The sequence below is a fragment of the Streptomyces olivoverticillatus genome (assembly GCF_014203555.1).
Taxonomy (GTDB): Bacteria; Actinomycetota; Actinomycetes; order Streptomycetales; family Streptomycetaceae; genus Streptomyces; species Streptomyces olivoverticillatus.
The window spans coordinates 388,070-403,039 of record NZ_JACHJH010000005.1 but is presented as its reverse complement, the minus strand read 5'-3'; the positions used below and the strand labels follow the sequence as shown (position 1 = coordinate 403,039).

Sequence of the window (14,970 nt, the reverse complement as noted above, 5' to 3'; positions counted from 1 at the left end):
GTTTTCCGACGACCTCGGGGGGCCGGAACCGGCCGTCCGCCCGCATACCGTCGCGTCGAGGGCCGACGGTACGGCATAGTGTTGCCAGCAAGGTCGACAGCCTGACAAGGTGTCCGGTTTAGGCCGCTTTTCCATCCCCTGTGGTGTAATTGGCAACACAACGGTTTTTGGTGCCGTCTTTCCAGGTTCGAGTCCTGGCGGGGGAGCTTCCTGGCAGGGGAGCCCGAAGACCGCCTCACCGGGTTCCGGCCGCACTGGCCGGGACCCGCGCGCGTTTCCCCCCTCTTAAGCCCCGGTATCCTGCGGGTGTCCACCCCCTCGAAGCCGAAGGGCACACCCGTGAGCGCCAACCGCCCGGCAGCCGTCGTCGTCCTCGCAGCGGGTGAGGGCACCCGCATGAAGTCGGCGACCCCCAAGGTCCTGCACGCGATCTGCGGCCGCTCCCTCGTCGGGCACGTCGTCGCCGCCGCCCGCGAGCTGGACCCCGAGCACCTCGTCGTCATCGTCGGGCACGCCCGCGAGAAGGTCTCCGCGCACCTCGCCGAGATCGACCCCGGCGTCCGCACCGCCGTCCAGTACGAGCAGAACGGCACCGGCCACGCCGTGCGCATGGGCCTGGAAGAGCTCTCCCGCGACGGCGTGACCCTCGACGGCACCGTGGTCGTCGTCTGCGGCGACACCCCGCTGCTCACCGGCGAGACCCTCGCGCGCCTGTCCGGCACCCACGCCGCCGACGGCAACGCCGTGACCGTGCTCACCGCCGAGGTGCCGGACTCCACCGGCTACGGGCGCATCGTCCGCGACGACAGCGGCGCCGTGACCGCGATCGTCGAGCACAAGGACGCCACCGACGCCCAGCGCGCCATCCGCGAGATCAACTCCGGTGTGTTCGCCTTCGACGCCCAGCTGCTGGCCGACGCCCTCGGCAAGGTCCGCACCGACAACAGCCAGGGCGAGGAGTACCTCACCGACGTCCTGGGCATCCTGCGCGAGGCCGGGCACCGGGTCGGGGCGGCCGTGGCGGCCGACCACCGCGAGATCCTCGGCATCAACAACCGCGTCCAGCTCGCCGAGGCCCGCAAGCTGCTCAACGAGCGCCTGCTGCACGCCGCGATGATGAGCGGCGTGACCGTCGTGGACCCGGCGTCGACCTGGGTCGACGTCACCGTGACCTTCGGCCCGGACGCGCTCGTCCACCCCGGCACCCAGCTGCTGGGCGCGACCCACCTGGCGGCGGGCTGCGAGGTCGGCCCCAACACCCGCCTCAAGGACACCTCCGTCGGCGCCGGCGCCCGCGTGGACAACACCGTCGCCGACTCCGCACTGATCGGCGAGGACGCCACCGTCGGCCCGTTCGCCTACCTGCGCCCCGGCACCCGGCTCGGCGTGAAGTCCAAGGCCGGCGCCTACGTCGAGATGAAGAACGCCGAGATCGGCGAGGGCACCAAGGTGCCGCACCTGTCCTACGTGGGCGACGCCACGATCGGCGAGTACAGCAACATCGGTGCCGCCAGCGTCTTCGTGAACTACGACGGCGTCAACAAGCACCACACCACCATCGGCTCGCACTGCCGCACCGGCTCGGACAACATGTTTGTGGCTCCTGTCACGATCGGGGACGGCGCCTACACCGCCGCGGGCTCGGTCATCACCAAGGATGTGCCCCCGGGTTCGCTGGCCGTCGCACGCGGCCAGCAGCGGAATATCGAGGGCTGGGTGGCTCGTAAGCGCCCCGGGAGCGCCGCCGCACAGGCCGCTTCCGAAGCTCGCCGGGAGACCGACGGCGAGCAGTGAGCGTGACACGGGACGGCCGCGCACGGCGTACCGTGATAAGCGCACACAAAGTGCCCTTCTTCGAAAAATCAGCTCTCAAGGAGACTGCACTGTGACCGGGATCAAGACGACCGGCGAGAAGAAGCTGATGCTCTTCTCCGGCCGCGCCCACCCCGAGCTTGCCGAGGAGGTCGCTCACCAGCTGGGGGTCGGCCTGGTCCCGACCAAGGCCTTCGACTTCGCCAACGGTGAGATCTACGTCCGCTTCCAGGAGTCGGCCCGCGGTGCGGACTGCTTCCTCATGCAGAGCCACACCGCTCCGATCAACAAGTGGGTGATGGAGCAGCTGATCATGATCGATGCTCTCAAGCGGGCCTCGGCCCGGAGCATCACCGTGATCGTGCCGTTCTACGGCTACGCCCGCCAGGACAAGAAGCACCGCGGCCGCGAGCCCATCTCGGCCCGTCTGATCGCCGACCTGTTCAAGACGGCCGGTGCCGACCGCATCCTCACGGTCGACCTGCACACCGACCAGATCCAGGGCTTCTTCGACGGACCCGTGGACCACCTGTTCGCGCTGCCGATCCTCGCGGACTACGTGGGCGCGAAGGTCGACCGCGACAAGCTCACCGTCGTCTCCCCCGACGCCGGCCGGGTGCGCGTCGCCGACCGCTGGTGCGACCGCCTCGGCGCGCCGCTGGCGATCGTCCACAAGCGCCGTGACAAGGACGTGGCCAACCAGGTCACCGTCCACGAGGTCGTCGGTGACGTCGAGGGCCGCGTCTGCGTGCTCGTCGACGACATGATCGACACCGGTGGCACCATCTGCGCCGCCGCCGACGCGCTCTTCGCGCACGGCGCCGCCGACGTCATCGTCACCGCCACGCACGGCGTGCTCTCCGGCCCGGCCGCGGACCGCCTGAAGAACTCCAAGGTGAGCGAGTTCGTCTTCACCAACACCCTGCCCACGCCGAACGAGCTCGAGCTCGACAAGATCACGGTGCTCTCCATCGCGCCGACGATCGCGCGCGCGGTCCGCGAGGTGTTCGAGGACGGTTCGGTCACGAGCCTCTTCGACGAGCAGGCGTAACGATCATTCGGTCGTACCGGCGTCTCGCACTGACGTACTGATCGATTTCTGGACGGCCTCCCCGCCGGGTAGACTCCTCGAGTTGCTCGGCGAGGGAGGCCGTCCGCTTTTGTGCGGCTGTCCGTTATCGACGCGCTCTTCGTAGCAGGCCTGTCGTGGGCCGGGTAACCGATCCACAGTCCGTCTGTTCACGAGGAGTGCACCATGACCGCCGAGGTCAAGATCCCCGCCCAGGTCCGCACCGAGTTCGGCAAGGGCTTCGCCCGCCGCGCCCGCGTCGCCGGCCAGGTCCCCGCCGTCGTCTACGGCCACGGCGGCGAGCCCGTTCACGTGACCCTGCCGGGCCACGACCTGATGATGGCGCTCAAGACCCCCAACGTCCTGCTCTCCCTGGACATCGAGGGCCGCAACGAGCTGGTCATCCCCAAGCAGATCCAGCGTGACGCGCTCAAGGGCTTCCTGGTCCACGTCGACCTGCTGGTCGTCAAGCGCGGCGAGAAGGTCACCGTCGAGGTTCCGGTCCACACCGAGGGCGAGCTGGCCCCGGGCGGCAACCTGCTGGAGCACACCCTGACCGCCCTGCCGGTCGAGGCCGAGGCCACCCACATCCCCGAGGCCGTCACCGTCTCCGTCGCGGGCCTGGAGGCCGGTGCCTCCGTCCTGGCCAAGGACGTCACCCTGCCCGCCGGCGTCTCCCTCGCCGTTGACGCCGAGGCCGTCGTGCTGCACGTCGTCGCCGGCCAGGCCGCCGAGGCCGAGGGCGTCGAGGCCTGAGCCTCGCCCTTCCCGGCTTTTCTTTGCAACCGCCGCCCCGCTCCCGTTGGAGCGGGGCGGCGGTTGGCTATGAAGGAGACATGCAGATGACGGACGACTCCAGCCCCTGGCTGATCGTGGGCCTCGGCAACCCCGGGCCCGAGTACGCGGGCAACCGCCACAACGTGGGCTTCATGGTGGCCGACCTGCTCGCGGAGCGGATGGGCGCCAAGTTCAAGGCACACAAGGCGCGCGCACAGGTCGTGGAGGGCCGCCTCGGCGCCCCGGGCCCCACCGGCCGCCGGGTGGTCGTCGCCAAGCCCATGTCCTTCATGAATCTGTCCGGCGGGCCCACGGCGGCGCTGCGCGACTTCTACAAGGTGCCGGTGGGCCGCATCGTCGCCGTCCACGACGAGCTGGACATCGACTACGGCACGCTGCGGCTGAAGGTCGGCGGCGGTGACAACGGGCACAACGGCCTGAAGTCCATCACCAAGGCGATGGGCCCGGACTACTGCCGGGTGCGGTTCGGCATCGGGCGGCCGCCGGGGCGCATGCCGGTCGCGGACTTCGTCCTCAAGGACTTCTCCTCCACGGAGCGCAAGGAGCTCGACTACCAGGTCGACCGGGCCGCCGACGCGGTGGAGTCCCTGATCCTGGACGGGCTCGAGCGGGCGCAGGGCACGTACAACTCGTAAGAGGCAACTTCAGCCCGGCCGGCGTTTGAGGCCGAGCGGCGGAGCCGCGATGAGGGAGTCCGGGGCGCAGCCCCGGGAAACGGCGAAGGGGTGGGGCCGGGGCCCCACCCCACCGGCCTCAGCCCGTGTTACGGAGCCCGGCTGCCACGCCGTTGACGGTCAGCAGGAGCGCCCGCGCCAGCAGCGGATCCGCCTCCTCGCCCTGCTCCGCCGCCTGCCGCTGCCGGTGCAGCAGGGAGACCTGGAGGTACGAGATCGGGTCCAGGTACGCGTCACGGATGTGGAACGTCTGGCTCAGCACCGGGCTCGCGGCCAGCAGTTCGCTCTCGCCGGTGATGCGCAGCACCTCCGCGACCGTCAGCTCGTGCTCGGCCTTGATGGTGTCGAAGACGTGCCGCAGCTCGTCCGGGACGAGCGTGTCGACGTAGTGCTGCGCGATGCGCAGGTCCGTCTTGGCGAGGGTCATCTCCACGTTGGAGAGGAAGTTCTGGAAGAAGTGCCAGTGCTCGTGCATTTCGTCCAGGACCGTGTCCAGCCCCGCCTCGCGGGCGGCCTTGAGGCCGGAGCCCACGCCGAACCAGCCGGGGACGATCTGCCGGGACTGGGTCCAGCCGAAGACCCAGGGGATGGCCCGCAGCCCGTCGAGGCCGGCGCCGGAGTCGGGGCGGCGGGAGGGGCGTGAGCCCAGGTGCAGCTCGGCGAGCTGGTCCACGGGGGTGGAGGCGAAGAAGTAGGCGGGCAGGTCCGGGTCTTCGACCAACCGGCGGTACGCGCCGTGGGCGGCGTCCGAGACGGTGTCCATCGCGGCGTCCCAGCGGGCGAGGGCCTCGTCGGACTGGCGGGGCGCGGTGTGCAGGGCGGAGGCCTGGAGGGTGGCGGCGACCGTCAGCTCCAGGTTCTCCCGGGCCAGCGCCGGCAGCAGGTACTTGTCGGAGATGACCTCGCCCTGCTCGGTGACCTTGATCTCGCCTTCGAGGGTGCCCCAGGGCTGGGCGAGGATCGCGTCGTGGGTGGGGCCGCCGCCGCGGCCCACGGTGCCGCCGCGGCCGTGGAAGAGGCGCAGCCGCACGCCGTAGCGGTGGGCGACGTCGCGCAGCCGGCGCTGGGCGCGGTGGATCTCCCACTGCGAGGTGGTGATGCCGCCGAACTTGGAGGAGTCGGAGTAGCCGAGCATGACCTCCTGGACGTCGCCGCGCAGGGCGACCAGGCGGCGGTAGGAGGGGTCGGCGAGCATCTCGTCGAGGAGCCGGTCGGCTTCCTTGAGCTCGTCGGTGGTCTCCAGCAGCGGCACGATGCCGATCTTCGCCCAGCCGGCGTGCAGGTCGATCAGGCCGGCCTCGCGGGCGAGGACGGCGGCGGCGAAGACGTCGTCGGCGCCCTGGCACATGGAGATGACGTAGGACTCGACGACCTCGGGGCCGAAGCAGGCGAGCGCATCGCCGATGGTGTCGAAGACGCCGAGGGTCTTGACCCCGGCGGCGTCGAGGGGGGCCGGGCGGGGGGCCAGCGGGCGGCGCGAGCGCAGCTCCTTGGCCAGCAGCTTGCGGCGGTAGTCGCGCGGCATGTCGGCGTAGCGCCAGGACTCCTCGCCGAGCCGGTCGAAGAGCTGGCCGAGGGCGTGGTGGTGGGCCTCGGCGTGCTCGCGGACGTCCATGGTGGCCAGGTGGAGGCCGAAGGCGGCGAGGGTGCGGATGGCGCGCTCCAGGCGGCCGCCGGCGATCAGGCCGCCGCGGTGGGCGTGCAGCGAGTCCTGGATGAGCTGGAGGTCGGCGAGGAGCTCGCCGGTGCCCAGGTAGTCGCGGCCTTCCTGGTGGGGGGTGTTCCTGGCGAGCCGCTCGCGGGTGTTGACGAGCTTCTGCCGGACGCAGGTGGCCTTGAGGCGGTAGGGCTCCTCGGCGTTGAGCCGCTTGTAGCGCGGGCTGATCTCCGGCAGCAGTTCGAGGTCGCGCTGGAGGGAGGTGAGGAGCTCTTCGCTGGCGCCGCTGTTGCGGATGGAGTTGGACAGGGCGCCGCGCAGGTCGTCGACGAGTTCGAGGGCGTCGGTGATGCCGTGCTCGTACTGCAGCAGCAGCACGTCCCGGGTGACCTGGGGGGTGACGTTGGGGTTGCCGTCGCGGTCGCCGCCGATCCAGGTGCCGAAGGTCAGCGGGCGGGTGGTGGCGGGCAGGTCGACGCCGACGCGCTCCAGCTCGGCGGCGAGGTCCTCCAGGACGTCGCCGACGGCGCCGGCGTGCAGCTCGTCGAGGTAGTAGATGGCGTTGCGGGCCTCGTCGGTGGGCTCCGGGCGGGCCACGCGCAGCTCGTCGGTCTGCCAGAGCAGGTCGATGTTCTCGGCGAGGCGCAGGTCGGAGCGGCGCCGGTCCGCCGGTCCGGCGGCCGTCGCGTCGAGCAGCCCGGCGATCCGCCGCAGCTTGTTCAGCACGCTGCGGCGCGCGGCCTCGGTCGGGTGGGCGGTGAAGACGGGGCGTACGCCCAGGTGGCGCACGGTCTCCCGGAGGTGGTCGGGGTCGGCGTCCTTGAGCTGGTCGACGGTGCGGGCCAGGATCGAGCCCTCCGCCTCGCGGTGGGCGTGCAGCTCGCGGCCGCGGTGCACCTGCTCGGTGATGTTCGCCAGGTGGAAGTAGGTGGAGAAGGCCCGTACGAGCTTGGCGGCGGTCTCCAGGTCGGTGGCGCCCAGCAGCTCGGCCGCGGCCTCGCCGTTGGTGCGGGTGAGGGCGCGGACGCGCTCGACCAGATCGAGAAGTTCGTCACCTTCCTGGCGGACCAGGGTCTCGCCGAGGAGATCACCAAGGCGGCGGATGTCGGCGCGCAGGGCGGCGTTGGTGTTGTCGGCACTGCTCACAGGTGCGGCTCCTTGCGGTGTTTCCGAGCACGTCTGGAGGGGTGGCGGACCGCGCTGTCCGACGGCACCAGCATAGGTCTCCCCCGTCCGCGCGACCGACGCGCAGCCTGTGCCGCAGCCCTCTTGCCCATGGGCTTCGCCCTGCCATACTTACGAAGCCGTAGGTTACGGAACCGTAGCCATGTCCCGACCCCCCTGAGGGAACCCATGACTGCAAGCCCCGACGTGATCGAATCTGCGCCGAAGGCCCAGGAGACCCCGCTGCCCATCGGCACGCTGGGTGGTGACAGCAAGCGTTCGGTCGAGCAGATCACGCTGCTGCTCTTCATCGCCGTTCCGTTCGTCGCACTGCTCGCCGCCGTCCCGCTGGCCTGGGGCTGGGGTGTGAGCTGGCTGGATCTCGGCCTGCTGGTGGCGATGTACTACATCGGCTGCCACGGCATCACGATCGGCTTCCACCGCTACTTCACCCATGGCTCCTTCAAGGCCAAGCGGCCGCTGCGGATCGCGCTGGCGGTGATGGGGTCGCTGGCGGTGGAAGGACCCCTGGTGCGCTGGGTGGCGGATCACCGCAAGCACCACAAGTTCTCCGACGCCGAGGGCGACCCGCACTCCCCGTGGCGCTACGGCGAGACGGTTCCGGCGCTGATGAAGGGCCTGTGGTGGGCCCACGTCGGCTGGATGTTCGACGAGGAGCAGACGCCGCAGCAGAAGTACGCCCCGGATCTGATCAAGGACCCGGCGATCCGGGCGGTCTCCCGGCAGTTCGTGCTGTGGACGACGGTCTCGCTGCTGGTCCCGCCGCTGGTCGGCGGCCTGGCCACCTGGTCGTGGCAGGGGGCGCTCACGGCCTTCTTCTGGGGCTCGCTGGTGCGGGTGGCACTGCTGCACCACGTGACCTGGTCGATCAATTCGATCTGCCACGCGGTCGGCAAGCGCCCCTTCAAGTCCCGCGACCGCTCGGGCAACGTGTGGTGGCTGGCCGTGCTCTCCTGCGGCGAGTCCTGGCACAACCTCCACCACGCCGACCCGACCTCGGCCCGGCACGGCGTGCTGAGGGGCCAGCTGGACTCCAGCGCCCGCCTCATCCGCTGGTTCGAACGGGCCGGCTGGGCGTACGACGTGCGCTGGCCGGACGCCGGCCGCATCGAGTCCCGCCGCACCCCCGCAGGGAAGCGGGAAGCTGCCGCTGGTGCCCCCGGTGGCAGCTGAGGGAGGCATGATTGACGGCGTGGCGATCGACAGCAGTACCACCGGTGACAAGAACCAGGCCCCGAAGCCGGGTACCAGACGCTCCCGGCCCCGCCGGGTGCGGATGACGGGTGCGGAGCGCCGGGAGCAGCTGCTGGACATCGGTCGCACGCTCTTCGCCGAGCGGGGCTTCGAGGGCACGTCCGTGGAGGAGATCGCGGCGAAGGCCGGGGTCTCCAAGCCGGTGGTCTACGAGCACTTCGGCGGCAAGGAGGGGCTGTACGCGGTGGTGGTCGACCGCGAGATGCGGCAGCTGCTGGACATGGTGACGGGCGCGCTGACGGCCGGGCACCCGCGGGAGCTGCTGGAGCAGGCGGCGTTCGCCCTGCTGGACTACATCGAGACGTTCACGGACGGCTTCCGCATCCTGGTCCGCGACTCCCCCGTCGCACAGTCGACGGGCACCTTCGCCTCTCTGATCAGCGACATCGCCACCCAGGTCGAGGACATCCTGGGCCTGGAGTTCAAGGCCCGCGGCTTCGACCCCAAGCTCGCCCCGCTCTACGCCCAGGCGCTGGTCGGCATGGTGGCCCTGACGGGCCAGTGGTGGCTGGACGTCCGCAAGCCGAAGAAGGCGGAGGTGGCGGCGCACCTGGTGAATCTGGCGTGGCACGGCCTGGACGGCCTGGAGGCGAAGCCACGCCTGGTGGGCCACCGCAAGGCCTGACGGCCCGTCCCGCGGGGTGAAGGGTGCGGTCCGCACCCTTCTTTCCGCCGCAGCGGCGACCGGCCATGACGGCGGAGTCCGGCGGTGCCGGACCGGCCTCAAGCCGTGGGGTGCCCCGCATGCCGGGCACCGCTCGGCGTGACGGCCACCACGAAGACTCGGCGGAAGGGGAAGACCGTGCCGTGCGGGCCGGCCGGGTACGCCTCGCGCAGGCGAGCCCGGTAAGCGGTCAGGAACTCCTCCGTCGCCTCCGGGTCGTCGGCTAGAGCCGTCAGCACCGGGCGCAGGCCCGTGCCCTTGACCCAGTCGAGGACCGGGTCCGCACCCGGCAGCACGTGTACGTACGTCGTCTCCCAGGCATCCACCGCGCAGCCCAGCGCGGCAAGGCGGGCCAGGTAGTCGGCGGGGTCGAGGACCTCGACCGTACGGCGGCCGGCGTCGCCGAGCCGGTCGCGCCAGCGCGGCGAGGCGCACAGCTCCCGCAGCAGGGCGTGGCTCGGCGCGTCCCCGTTGCCCGGCACCTGGAAGGCGAACGTGCCGCCGGGCGCCAGCGCCGCCAGCCACGCCGGGAAGGACTCGGCATGGCCCGGCACCCACTGGAGGGCCGCGTTCGAGACGATGAGGTCGTACGCCTCGTCCGGGACCCAGTCGGTGAGGTCCGCGGGGGCGAAGTCCAGCCGGCCGCCACCGGGCGTGGGCCCGGCGTGGGCGCGGGCCTCGCGCAGCATGTCGGCCGAGTTGTCGAGCCCGGTGATGCGGGCGGCCGGCCAGCGCTCGGCGAGCAGCGCGGTGACATTGCCCGCACCGCAGCCGAGGTCGGCGATGCGAAGCGGGCGGCCGCGGCCGGGCGGCTCGGGGATGCGGGCGAGCAGGTCGTGGAAGGGGCGGGTCCGGTGCCCGGAGTGGCGCAGGTACTGCCCGGGGTCCCAGGCGGGTGAGCGGTGCACGGTGGAGCCTCCCGGAGGGTGCGGACGTGCGGGATCGGCCGCTGCGGGAGACATTCCCCCGCCGGCACCCCAGGATCTCCACATATTTATCTTGACGTCAAGAGACTTCATGTCGACAGACCAACTACACTGATCGCATGGAGGACGAGGTCGATCGGCTGGTCGCAGCGTGGCGCCGGGAGCGCCCTGACCTCGACGTGGAACCACTCGAGGTGCTCAGCCGCGTCAGCAGGCTGGCCCGCCACCTCGACCGGGCGCGGCGCATCGCCTTCTCCGAGCACGAGCTGGAGCCCTGGGAGTTCGACGTCCTGACCGCGCTGCGGCGCGCCGGCGCGCCCTACCAGCTCTCTCCCGGGCAGCTGCTCACTCAGACCCTGGTCACCTCGGGCACCATGACCAACCGCATCGACCGGCTCGCCAAGAAGGGCCTCGTCCAGCGCGAGCCCGACCCCAGCGACCGGCGCGGCGTGCTCGTGCGCCTCACCGGCGAGGGCCAGGACCGCGCCGACCAGGCCCTCGCCGGGCTGCTCGCCCAGGAGCGCGCGATCCTCGCCGAGCTGTCCGCCGCCCAGCGGGCCGAACTGGCCGCCCTGCTACGCCAGTTGACCGCCCCGTTCGACAACGTCCCCGGCTAAGTCCGCCGGCCCCACCCCGGCCCGGCGGGCCAGCGCGACGGCGGCCAGCGTGGAGTGCACGCCGAGCTTCCCCAGCACGTTCTGCATGTGGGTGCGCACGGTGTGCGGGGAGAGGTAGAGGCGCTCGGCGACGGCCTTGCGGCCCAGCCCGGCCACCATGCAGCGCAGCACCTCGCGCTCACGCGGCGTCAGGGACTCCACCAGCCGCTCGCTCTCGGTGCGGTGCTTGCGCGCGGCCGTCAGCTCCCGCAGCACCCCGGTCAGCAGGGCGGGCGGCAGATGCGTCTCATCCCTCAGCACGCCTCGTATGACCGACAGCAGTCGCGAGAGCGAACAGTCCTTGGCGACCCATCCGCCCGCTCCGGCCTGCAGCGCCGCCGCCGCCCGCCGCGGGTCGTCGCGCTCGGCGAGCACCACCGTGCGGACGGCCGGGTGACCTGCGCGCACCCTCGCCACCAGCGAGATCCCGTCGACGGCACCCTCGCCGCCCGCGGGCCCGTCCTGGCCCGGGGCGCGCAGCTGCCCCGGCACGTGCACCACGTCCGAGCCGACCGCGCCGAGATCGGCGTCGATCAGCAGGACGTCGAAGCGCCGCCCTTCACTCGCCGCACGCTCCACCGCGCGCAGCGCCGCCGGCCCGCTGCCGGCCGCCGAGACGTCCACGTCCTGCTCGGCCGCGAGGGCGGCGGCGAGCGACTCGGCGAAGATGCGGTGGTCGTCGACCACCAATACCCGAATACGTGCCACAACCACCCCCATGTCCCGGTAGGCGGAGGCAGTGCGGGTACGGCGCCCGAACCTGGGGCCGCCACGCGCGCACGGCCGCCGCCGTGCCCTGACAACCGCCCCGCCCCGGGCGTCGTACCTGCCTGTCTCGCCCCCTGATCAGCGCCGGCCCCCACCGGCACTGTGCATCAGCGTACGGCGGGGCCCGGACAACGGGAGGCGATTGGCAAAACTGCCTGACCCGGGTGTTTATGGTGAGCTTTGTGTTCGGTATTGAGGCGGTGAACGGTCCGGAAACGACGTGATGTTGTCCGGATCCACCGGTCTCAGCCGGGCACGGCGAAGATCCGCGGCGCCCGGAGCCCGGCGGCCTCGAAGGCGGCCGGCACCGCCTTCTCCACCGCCTCCGCGTCCGCTTCCTCGGCCAGGACGACCGCCGAGCCCCCGAAGCCCGCGCCCGTCATCCGGGCCCCCAGCGCGCCCGCCCCGCAGGCGGCCGCGACCACCAGGTCCAACTCGGCGCACGAGACCGCGAAGTCGTCCCGCAGCGAGGCGTGCCCGGCCGTCAGCAACGGCCCGACCAGCCGTGGATCGCCCGCGTCCAGCAGCGCCGCCACCTGCTCGACCCGGTGGTTCTCACCGACCACGTGCCGCACCAGCGCCCGCGCCCCGGGGCCGGGCAGCCTTGCCAGGGCGGCGTCCAGCTCCTCGTACGCGATGTCCCGCAGGGCGCGCACGCCCAGCGCACGCGCTGCCGCTTCGCAGCCCTCGCGCCTGCGCGCGTACTCGCCGTCGCCCACCTCATGTTTGACGCCCGTGTCGACCACCAGCAGCCGAAGGCCCCAGGCGGCGGGGTCGAAGGGGATCTGCCGCCACGACAGGTCGCGGGTGTCCAGGTGCAGCACATGGCCTTCGGTGCAGCAGGCGGACGCCATCTGGTCCATGATCCCGCAGGGGACGCCGACGAAGGCGTTCTCGGCCCGCTGTGCAAGCCGGGCGAGCTCCGGACGGGCCGGCCCCAGCCCGTACAGCCCGTCCAGCGCGAGGGCGGTGGCGACCTCCAGTGCGGCCGAGGAGGACAGGCCCGCCCCCACCGGCACCTCGCTCTCCACGTGCAGGTCGGCGCCGCCGGACACGTCGTGCCCCGCCTCGCGCAGGGCCCACACCACGCCCGCCGGGTACGCCGCCCAACCCGGCACCGCGCCCGGTGCGAGGTCGGCCACCGCCAGCTCGCTCACCGTGCCGGGCGCGGCCGCGGAGTGCAGGCGCAGCAGCCCGTCCGTGCGGGCGGCGGCCGCGACCCGGGTGCGGTGCGGCAGTGCCATCGGCAGCACGAAGCCGTCGTTGACGTCGGTGTACTCGCCGATGAGGTTGACCCGGCCGGGCGCCTCCCACACGCCCTCGCAGGCGGTGCCGTAGACGGCCGCGAAGCCGGCCGCGGCCTCCGCGGCGCTCATCCGCGCCCCCGGTCCCGCCGCGCGAACTCCCAGGCGTCTTCGACGATTCCGGCGAGGTCGCACCGGGTGGGCCGCCAGCCGAGGACGGCGCGGGCCCGCTCGGCGGAGGCGACCAGCACGGCCGGGTCGCCCGGCCTGCGGGCGGCGGCGAGCTGCGGGATCGCGTGGCCGGTGACCTTGCGGGCGGTCTCGATGACCTCGTGGACGGTGAAGCCGTTGCCGTTGCCGAGGTTGCAGATCAGGTGCTCGCCGGGGCGCGCGGCGCCGAGGGCGAGCAGATGGGCCTCGGCGAGGTCGGCGACGTGGATGTAGTCGCGGACGCACGTGCCGTCCGGGGTCGGGTAGTCGTCGCCGAAGACGGAGACCGCCTCGCGCTCGCCGAGGGCGACCTGGAGGACGAGCGGGATCAGGTGCGATTCGGGGTCGTGCCGCTCGCCGTGCCGCCCGTACGCCCCCGCCACGTTGAAGTAGCGCAGCGAGACGGCGGCCAGGCCGTGGGCCGTGCACTCGGCGCCGATCATGTGGTCGACAGCCAGCTTGGTGGCGCCGTAGGGGTTGGTGGGCACGGCCGGGGCGTCCTCGGTGAGGGGACCGGCCGCGGGCTCGCCGTAGACGGCGGCGGTGGAGGAGAAGACGAGCCTGCGGATGCCCGCCCCGCGCATCGCGGCGAGGAGTTCGAGGGAGCCGCCCACGTTGTTGCGCCAGTACTTCTCGGGGTGCGCGACGGACTCGCCGACCTGGGAGGAGGCTGCGAAGTGCAGCACGGCGTCGTACGAGCCGTCCAGGTGACGGGCCGCGTCCTGCACCCGGCCCTCGATGAAGCGCGCCCCCTCGGGCACGGCGTCGCGGTGGCCGGTGGACAGGTCGTCCAGGACGGTCACGGCGTGCCCGGCGGCCAGCAGGTGCGCCGCCACGACGCTCCCTACGTAGCCCGCCCCGCCGGTCACCAGATACGAACCGCCCGTCGTGGTGCTGGTCATGCGCTCGCCACCTCTCGCAGTCGCGCGGCCGCGGCCTCGGGCGGCACGTCGTTGATGAACACGCTCATGCCGGATTCGGAACCGGCGAGGAACTTCAGCTTTCCGGGAGTACGGCGGACGGTGAAGAGCTCGAGGTGCAGGGCGAATTCACTCCTGTGGGGGTGGTGGAAGGGCGCCTGGTGCCAGGCCGAGATGTACGGGGTGGGCGGTTCGCCGGAGCCGAAGATCAGGTCGAAGCGCCGCAAGAGTTCCAGGTAGAGCTGTGGGAACTCTGTGCGGGCCGCGTCGTCCAGGGCGAGCAGGTCGGGCACCCGCCGCCGGGGGTAGAGGTGCACCTCGTACGGCCAGTGGGCGGCGTAGGGCACGAAGGCGGTCCAGTGCTCGCCTTCGAGGACGATGCGGCGGCCGTCCGTGCGCTCGGCCTCCACGGTGTCGTCGAAGAGGTTGCGCCCGGCAGTGCGCTCGCGGTGCGCGGCGGCCGAGGCGAGCATGCGTTCGGTGCGCGGTGTGACGAACGGGTAGGCGTAAATCTGGCCGTGCGGGTGACCGAGGGTGACGCCTATCTCCTTCCCCCGGTTCTCGAAGCAGAAGACCTGTTCGACGGCGGGGAGCGCGGCCAGTTCGGCCGTCCGGTCGGTCCACGCCGCCAGCACCAGGGCCGCCCGGTCCTCGCCCAGGTCCGCGAAGGAGGCGTTGTGATCGGCGGTGAAGCAGACGACCTCGCAGCGGCCCGCGTCGCCCGCGAGGGAGGGGAAGCGGTTCTCGAAGACCACGACCTCGTAGTCCGCGGCGGGGATCTCGGTGAGGCGCCCGGCCCGCGAGGGGCACAGCGGGCACTGGTCGGGCGGCGGGTGGTAGGTGCGGTCCTGGCGGTGCGAGGCGATGGCGACGCTGTCGCCGAGCAGGGCGTCGCGGCGGATCTCGCCGGTGGTCACGGTCGGCGCCGGCGGGCGCCGGTCGACGGCGTCGCGCACGGCGTCGTCCCGGGAGTCGTAGTAGACCAGCTCGCGGCCGTCCGCCAGCCGGGTCGCCGTCTTCTTCATGCGGGGCCTCTCCTCACCACGCCGGGCACGGCACTTAACGCCTTCTCACATCACACACCTTCACACACGATCAAACACAAGGAATCATGACTCAACAGCCCGGTCAAC

General features: G+C 72.0%; 13 protein-coding genes and 1 tRNA gene. 8 read left to right on the top strand and 6 right to left on the bottom strand.

The window, feature by feature from the left end:
* The first annotated feature begins 134 nt into the window (after positions 1-134).
* From FHS39_RS19000 to pth, 5 genes are all read left to right on the top strand, one after another.
* Positions 135-206: transfer RNA gene (locus FHS39_RS19000), tRNA-Gln, on the top strand.
* Between the two features lie 133 nt (positions 207-339).
* A complete protein-coding gene (glmU, locus tag FHS39_RS18995; protein WP_184350533.1) occupies positions 340-1,794 on the top strand; it encodes a bifunctional UDP-N-acetylglucosamine diphosphorylase/glucosamine-1-phosphate N-acetyltransferase GlmU in 1,455 nt (484 codons plus the stop codon).
* Between the two features lie 91 nt (positions 1,795-1,885).
* A complete protein-coding gene (locus FHS39_RS18990) occupies positions 1,886-2,863 on the top strand; it encodes a ribose-phosphate diphosphokinase (protein ID WP_184350532.1) in 978 nt (325 codons plus the stop codon).
* 204 nt (positions 2,864-3,067) lie between these two features.
* Entirely contained in the window at positions 3,068-3,637 is a 570-nt protein-coding gene (locus tag FHS39_RS18985; RefSeq protein ID WP_184350531.1) for a 50S ribosomal protein L25/general stress protein Ctc, read from the top strand.
* An 86-nt stretch (positions 3,638-3,723) separates the two neighbouring features.
* On the top strand, positions 3,724-4,314 hold the full coding sequence (gene pth / locus FHS39_RS18980) for an aminoacyl-tRNA hydrolase (RefSeq protein ID WP_184350530.1): 591 nt from the start codon (positions 3,724-3,726) through the stop codon (positions 4,312-4,314).
* 118 nt (positions 4,315-4,432) lie between these two features.
* Here pth and ppc read toward each other — a convergent pair whose 3' ends face one another.
* Entirely contained in the window at positions 4,433-7,156 is a 2,724-nt protein-coding gene (gene ppc, locus FHS39_RS18975) for a phosphoenolpyruvate carboxylase (RefSeq protein WP_184350529.1), read from the bottom strand.
* A 207-nt stretch (positions 7,157-7,363) separates the two neighbouring features.
* Here ppc and FHS39_RS18970 point away from each other — a divergent pair, with 207 nt between their 5' ends.
* Complete coding sequence (locus FHS39_RS18970) at positions 7,364-8,368, top strand: acyl-CoA desaturase (RefSeq protein ID WP_184350528.1); 1,005 nt, start codon at positions 7,364-7,366, stop codon at positions 8,366-8,368.
* Positions 8,369-8,375: 7 nt separating this feature from the next.
* Complete coding sequence (locus FHS39_RS18965) at positions 8,376-9,074, top strand: TetR/AcrR family transcriptional regulator (protein ID WP_184350527.1); 699 nt, start codon at positions 8,376-8,378, stop codon at positions 9,072-9,074.
* A gap of 98 nt (positions 9,075-9,172) precedes the next feature.
* On the opposite strand, the gene FHS39_RS18960 is transcribed toward FHS39_RS18965, so the two are convergent.
* Complete coding sequence (locus FHS39_RS18960; protein WP_184350526.1) at positions 9,173-10,021, bottom strand: trans-aconitate 2-methyltransferase; 849 nt, start codon at positions 10,019-10,021, stop codon at positions 9,173-9,175.
* 137 nt (positions 10,022-10,158) lie between these two features.
* On the opposite strand from FHS39_RS18960, the gene FHS39_RS18955 reads away from it, so the two are divergent.
* Positions 10,159-10,656 carry a MarR family winged helix-turn-helix transcriptional regulator gene (locus tag FHS39_RS18955; protein WP_184350525.1) on the top strand — a complete coding sequence of 166 codons (498 nt, stop codon included), beginning with the start codon at positions 10,159-10,161 and terminating at the stop codon, positions 10,654-10,656.
* Here FHS39_RS18955 and FHS39_RS18950 read toward each other — a convergent pair.
* From FHS39_RS18950 to galT, 4 genes are all read right to left on the bottom strand, one after another.
* Entirely contained in the window at positions 10,615-11,403 is a 789-nt protein-coding gene (locus FHS39_RS18950; protein ID WP_343069639.1) for a response regulator transcription factor, read from the bottom strand. The genes FHS39_RS18955 and FHS39_RS18950 overlap by 42 nt on opposite strands.
* A 305-nt stretch (positions 11,404-11,708) precedes the next feature.
* Complete coding sequence (gene galK, locus FHS39_RS18945; RefSeq protein WP_184350523.1) at positions 11,709-12,839, bottom strand: galactokinase; 1,131 nt, start codon at positions 12,837-12,839, stop codon at positions 11,709-11,711.
* Positions 12,836-13,819: a UDP-glucose 4-epimerase GalE gene (gene galE, locus FHS39_RS18940; RefSeq protein WP_184350522.1), complete on the bottom strand. Its 984-nt coding sequence runs from the start codon at positions 13,817-13,819 to the stop codon at positions 12,836-12,838. The genes galK and galE overlap by 4 nt, the downstream gene beginning before the upstream one ends.
* A complete protein-coding gene (gene galT / locus FHS39_RS18935) occupies positions 13,816-14,862 on the bottom strand; it encodes a galactose-1-phosphate uridylyltransferase (protein ID WP_184350521.1) in 1,047 nt (348 codons plus the stop codon). Before galT ends, galE begins: the two co-directional genes overlap by 4 nt.
* Between the last annotated feature and the right edge of the window lie 108 nt (positions 14,863-14,970).

Coding starts and splice junctions, on each gene's coding strand:
- FHS39_RS18985 (WP_184350531.1), top strand. CDS start 3,068: ATGACCGCCGAGGTCAAGATCCCCGCCCAGGTCCGCACCGAGTTCGGC.
- galK (WP_184350523.1), bottom strand. CDS start 12,839: ATGAGCGCCGCGGAGGCCGCGGCCGGCTTCGCGGCCGTCTACGGCACC.
- galE (WP_184350522.1), bottom strand. CDS start 13,819: ATGACCAGCACCACGACGGGCGGTTCGTATCTGGTGACCGGCGGGGCG.
- pth (WP_184350530.1), top strand. CDS start 3,724: ATGACGGACGACTCCAGCCCCTGGCTGATCGTGGGCCTCGGCAACCCC.
- FHS39_RS18970 (WP_184350528.1), top strand. CDS start 7,364: ATGACTGCAAGCCCCGACGTGATCGAATCTGCGCCGAAGGCCCAGGAG.
- galT (WP_184350521.1), bottom strand. CDS start 14,862: ATGAAGAAGACGGCGACCCGGCTGGCGGACGGCCGCGAGCTGGTCTAC.
- FHS39_RS18965 (WP_184350527.1), top strand. CDS start 8,376: ATGATTGACGGCGTGGCGATCGACAGCAGTACCACCGGTGACAAGAAC.
- FHS39_RS18955 (WP_184350525.1), top strand. CDS start 10,159: ATGGAGGACGAGGTCGATCGGCTGGTCGCAGCGTGGCGCCGGGAGCGC.